The organism is Nitrosophilus sp., from assembly GCF_982775275.1.
Window position 1 is genome coordinate 1 of the sequence record NZ_CEXZHP010000175.1, and the last position, 3,208, is coordinate 3,208.

Genomic DNA, 3,208 nt, shown 5'->3' on the forward strand with positions numbered 1-3,208 from the left:
TTCGCCACTAAAATCTTATTTTAGGGCTCACATAAAATCGCAGCCTTCGCTCGGGTACGAACGATAAGCAGTTATCGTTCTAAACCTTCGGTTTGCCCTCGCTCACTTACCTCCTTACCGCCTTCTCCCTTCAACCTTCAGCCTTCCACCTAACTACTCAACCACTCAACTACTCAACTATTTTAACTATTAAACCACTCACAATAGATATAGTATAATTACACCATTATTTTATTAAAAATTTATAAAAAGGAAAAGTTTTGGATAGCTACGAATATAGCGAACTTTTAAAAAGACTTCAAAAAAAGATAGAAAATATTAAAAATATAATAAAACCTGATAGCTTACAAAAAAGAGTTTTAGAAATTGAGGAGCTTGAAAATTCGCCAGATTTTTGGAATGACGCCAAAAAAGCCGGAGAAATACAAAAAGAAAAAAATAAAATATCAAGAATTTTAGAAAAATATAATGAAGCAAAAAATGCCGTAGAAGATGCAAAAGAGCTATTTGAAATGGCGTTACAAGAAGAAGATCAAGAGACTTTAAACCTATTATACGATGAAGCAAACGAACTTGAAGAAAAAGTCAATAAAATTGAGATTGAAACTATGTTAAGCGGTGAAAATGATGACAAAAACGCTATCGTTACCATTCATCCAGGCGCTGGAGGAACCGAATCTCAAGACTGGGCAAGCATTCTTTATAGAATGTATCTAAGATGGGCTGAAAGGCATGGATTTAAAGTTGAAATTTTAGATTATCAAGAGGGTGATGAGGCAGGTATAAAAGATGTTAGCTTTATTATAAAAGGAGAAAACGCATACGGGTATTTAAAAGCTGAAAACGGCATACATAGGCTTGTTAGAATCAGCCCTTTTGACTCAAACGCAAGACGCCATACCTCCTTTGCTTCTGTTATGGTAAGTCCCGAAGTTGATGATGATATAGATATCGTAATTGAAGATAAAGATATTAGAGTAGATACTTACAGAGCAAGCGGCGCTGGGGGACAACATGTTAATAAAACAGATTCTGCCATCAGAATAACACATATTCCAACGGGCATAGTCGTGCAATGCCAAAACGATAGAAGCCAGCACAAAAATAGAGCAACCGCAATGAAAATGTTAAAAAGTAGACTCTATGAGCTGGAGCTTGAAAAAAGAAAAGCTGAAGAGGAGGGAATTGAAAAAAGCGAGATAGGTTGGGGCCATCAGATAAGAAGTTACGTTTTAGCCCCATATCAACAGGTAAAAGACAATAGAAGCAATAAAGCTTATTCAAACGTAGAAGCTATACTTGATGGAGACATAGATAAAATAATAGAAGATGTTTTAATCGCTCAAGCTCAAAAAGAACAAACCTCGAAATAATCATTTTTTTTGAATAATATAAAAAGCTTTTTTTATTAAATATTGCCCCGTAGCGCAAATCTTCTATCAATCAATATCTTTTTCCTCTATTTTAAGATAAGTTTTATTTATAGTATCCTAACATGGATATATAAGAAAAACTTCTTGCTAAAGTTTTTCTTATTATAAATTTTTATAATAAAAATCATAAGGAGAAAAAATGGCGCCTTCTGAATTGCTCGGAATAGTATATGGAGCTCTAATGGCAGTATCCGCAGTTACATGGATAGGCTTTAACGTAAAAAAATAGTATTTTGGCAACTTTTGTTGCCTCCTCCTTTCTCCTCTTGACTTTAATCATTATCAAATTCCAATTTTTAGATAAAATACTAATAAAAAAACAGGAGATATTTATGTCTATAAAAGAGTATATGACTCACGATCACAGAGAGTGCGATAACCTTTATGCTCCTCTTGAAGAGGCGATAAATGAAGGTGATTTTGAAAAAGCTTTAGAGCTTTTTATACCATTTAAAAAAGCGATGCTAAAACATTTTGCGATGGAAGAAGAGGTGCTTTTTCCTAAAATGGAAGAGTTTGTCGGTGGAGGAGAAGGCCCAATATATGTAATGAAGATGGAACACGCACAAATAAGAAGCATTATTGATCAGTTAGGTGAAGCGATAGAAAATAAAAATCAAGAAAAAGCTTTAGGACTTGGCGAAACTTTTATGATAATGACCCAACAGCATAATATGAAAGAAGAGCAGATCTTATACAATATGGCCGAACAACTACCCTTTGACAAAGAAGCCATTTTAAATGAAATGAAAAAAATAAGTTAGGGGAGGTGTATGGAAGAGATCGTTGTTGATACAAGAGAGTTTGAAGCTCCTGCTCCTATGCAGCTTGTAATGTCGGCTTTGCAAAATATACAAGAAGGCAAAAGCTATATTCACCAAATTCATAGAATGGTGCCCGAACTTTTAATCAATAAAATAAAAGCAATCGGATATGATTATATAATAAAAGAGGATAACAAAGATTATCATATTTATATATTTTTTAAAAAGGATAAGGAGAAAGTTTTGGAGCTTATAAATAATGTTTAAGGGACTCTCTTTAGATCAAGCTCCTCCTTTTGAAGCACCTTTGAGATTTTTTATAACCGCGCCACTGTTTGCCATAATAGGAGCTATTTTTATATTTTTCGCAGATAATATATCAAATATCTATTCTCCTAAAACTATTGCGATTTTGCATATTTATACTCTTGGATTTATGAGTATGGTTATGATTGGCGCGATGCAACAGATGCTTCCTGTTTTGGTTGGGGTAAAATTTCCAAAACCTCTGCTTTTTTCAAAAATTATTCACATATTTTTAGTTTTAGGAGTTTTTTTATTTTTTATAGGTTTTTTTTATGATATCTATTTTATTTTGCATTTTAGTTTAGTTTTTCTATTTTTTAGTATAGGGATTTTTATATTTATAACCTTATATGAACTATTTAAAGCCTCATTTAGCTCAGCTACGATATTAGCTATGAGATTTGCCTTGATCTCTTTTCTTATAGCCTTTATAATAGGCATATATCTTCTTTTTTCGATAGGAAGCTCAAATATACAAAATAACTTTTACGAATATTTAAATTTTCATGCCATTTGGGCTTTTTTTGGCTGGGTTGGGCTTTTGATAGTTGGGGTTTCCTATCAAGTTATACCTATGTTTTACGTTACTCCCGATTTTAATAAAAATATCAAAAAATATCTTTCATTACTAATTTTTATATTTTTAATTATGACTATTTTTTTTAATAAAGGGATTTCAGTCTCTTTAATTGCTTTTATAATTTT

The 3,208-nt window shown here is 32.2% G+C and carries 3 protein-coding genes and 1 pseudogene; all 4 read left to right on the top strand.

From position 1 onward, the window contains the following. The first annotated feature begins 260 nt into the window (after positions 1-260). Positions 261-1,373, top strand: a complete 1,113-nt coding sequence (prfB, locus tag AC30RD_RS07685) for a peptide chain release factor 2 (RefSeq protein WP_489493867.1) — start codon at positions 261-263, stop codon at positions 1,371-1,373. Positions 1,374-1,765: 392 nt separating this feature from the next. Beyond that, entirely contained in the window at positions 1,766-2,197 is a 432-nt protein-coding gene (locus AC30RD_RS07690) for a hemerythrin domain-containing protein (RefSeq protein WP_489493868.1), read from the top strand. Between the two features lie 9 nt (positions 2,198-2,206). Next, positions 2,207-2,464, top strand: coding sequence for a hypothetical protein (locus AC30RD_RS07695; RefSeq protein ID WP_489493869.1), 258 nt, complete (start codon positions 2,207-2,209; stop codon positions 2,462-2,464). Further along, positions 2,457-3,208: pseudogene (locus AC30RD_RS07700) on the top strand (hypothetical protein); the annotation flags it as partial. The gene AC30RD_RS07695 and the pseudogene AC30RD_RS07700, both read left to right, overlap by 8 nt.

Excerpts from the sequence above, each read along its gene's own strand:
- AC30RD_RS07695 (WP_489493869.1), top strand. The coding sequence starts at position 2,207 with ATGGAAGAGATCGTTGTTGATACAAGAGAGTTTGAAGCTCCTGCTCCT.
- AC30RD_RS07690 (WP_489493868.1), top strand. The coding sequence starts at position 1,766 with ATGTCTATAAAAGAGTATATGACTCACGATCACAGAGAGTGCGATAAC.